The following is a 1,643-nucleotide window of genomic DNA, read 5'->3' as shown; positions in this document are numbered from 1 at the left end:
ACGTAGAAGGAGTCGAATCCGTTGGCCTCTGCACCCCGCGCGGCGGCGGCCGGCTCGATTCCACGGTCACTGGTGAACAACGTAATACCGAACTTCACGAAATCTCCTAGGCCGAGTGGCAATCACTTCCTGCACACTAACCTTCTGGACACCTGTTTATCAACGTGTCCAAACAGGGATCCATCAGCAACAAACGTGTGCCCTGAGGTGGCAACCTTTGTCGTCTACCCGCTCAACGGTTACGCCGCCGGCGGGAACCAGGTGATGTCGACGTTCGTACCATCCTGATGTCACAGCGAGGACAGGATGCTGCGCATCGTGGTGATCTCCTGCTGCTGGGTGTCGGCGATGGTGCGGGCCAATGCGACGGTGTCGGGATACCGGCCGGCGTTGATTTCGTGCTGTGCCATGGCGATCGCCCCCTGATGATGGGCGATCATCTGCGTGAGGAAGAGCCGGACGGCATCGACGCCCTGAGCGTTCTGCAAGGCCGTCATGTCCTCGGCGGACATCATTCCGCTCATCCCCATTCCTCCGGCACCGGGCGCCGGGACTTGCGAGGACTGCATCGGCATGGCGTGACCCGGCATTTCCATCCCGGGCGTGGACATCGGCATGCTGGACTGCCCCCACTCGTTCAACCAGCCCTGCAGCTGTTCGATCTCGGGGCCTTGGGCTGCCTTGATCTGGTTCGCCAGATCGGTCACCCGAGGGTCGATACCGTCCTTGGCGAGCACGACATCGCTCATCTCGATGGCCTGCGCGTGATGCGGAATCATGTGTTGCGCGAACGCCACGTCTGCCTGGTTGTGGGTCTCGGCGGAGTCCGTGGTGGCGGTGACGCTCGCCGAGGTACTGCCTCGAGCGGCCTGGTCGTTGCCGGAGTTGCTGCAGGCGGTCAATGTGACCAGGGCCGCGAGCGCGGCGACGCCGGCGGCGAGAGATTTCCTCGTCATGACGTTGGTAGTTCCTTTCTTCGTTGGACGATGAATTCGGTTGGCGTCGCCAGCGCTTCTCTCATCGTGGACCGGTGGGTGTGGGCTCAGGCGCCGATACGGTCTCGGTGAGCTGTGGTTCGGGCGGGGAGGGCAGCGAGAGTCGTTTGAGCATCAACGCATTCACCGCCACGATGAAGCTGGAGCCCGACATCGACAGGGCGGCGATCTCCGGACGCAGCACGAGACCCAGCGAGGGTTCGAAGACCCCGGCGGCGATCGGCAGGGCGATGACGTTGTAGCCGACGGCCCATCCGAGGTTCTGCCGCATCTTGCGCAGGGTGCCCCGCCCGATGCGCAGCGCGATCGGCACATCGAGCGGATCCGAGCGCATCAGCACCAGATCCGCAGTCTCGATCGCGACGTCGGTCCCCGCTCCGATCGCGATGCCGAGATCAGCCTGGGCCAGGGCCGGGGCGTCGTTGACGCCGTCACCGACCATCGCGACCTTCTTGCCCGCGCGCTGCAGTTCGGCGATCGTGGCGGCCTTGTCGCCGGGTAGCACCTCGGCGATGACGGTGTCGATGCCCAGTTGCCCGGCGATGCGGCGGGCCGTCGCTTCGTTGTCGCCGCTGAGCATGACCACCTCGACACCGAGTTGGTGCAGCGACGCCACCGCCTCGGCCGAGGTCTCTCGCACCGCATCGG

Annotated in this window: 2 protein-coding genes and 1 pseudogene; all 3 read right to left on the bottom strand. The window is 64.7% G+C overall.

The genetic code is table 11. The features are described from left to right. Positions 1-98, bottom strand: a pseudogene (locus tag WAW17_RS23965) (LLM class F420-dependent oxidoreductase); the annotation flags it as partial. A gap of 192 nt (positions 99-290) precedes the next feature. Further along, the gene (locus WAW17_RS23960) at positions 291-956 is read right to left on the bottom strand and encodes a DUF305 domain-containing protein (RefSeq protein WP_422335390.1); all 666 of its coding nucleotides are present in this window, start codon (positions 954-956) and stop codon (positions 291-293) included. 61 nt (positions 957-1,017) lie between these two features. After that, the coding region (locus tag WAW17_RS23955; protein ID WP_422335389.1) for an HAD-IC family P-type ATPase at positions 1,018-1,643 on the bottom strand (626 nt) is incomplete at its 5' end.

This window comes from Rhodococcus sp. (in: high G+C Gram-positive bacteria) (assembly GCF_049286785.1).
Classification (GTDB): Bacteria; Actinomycetota; Actinomycetes; order Mycobacteriales; family Mycobacteriaceae; genus Rhodococcus_F.
The sequence above is the reverse complement of the archived record's forward strand: the minus strand, read 5'-3'. Positions and strand labels throughout refer to the sequence as shown.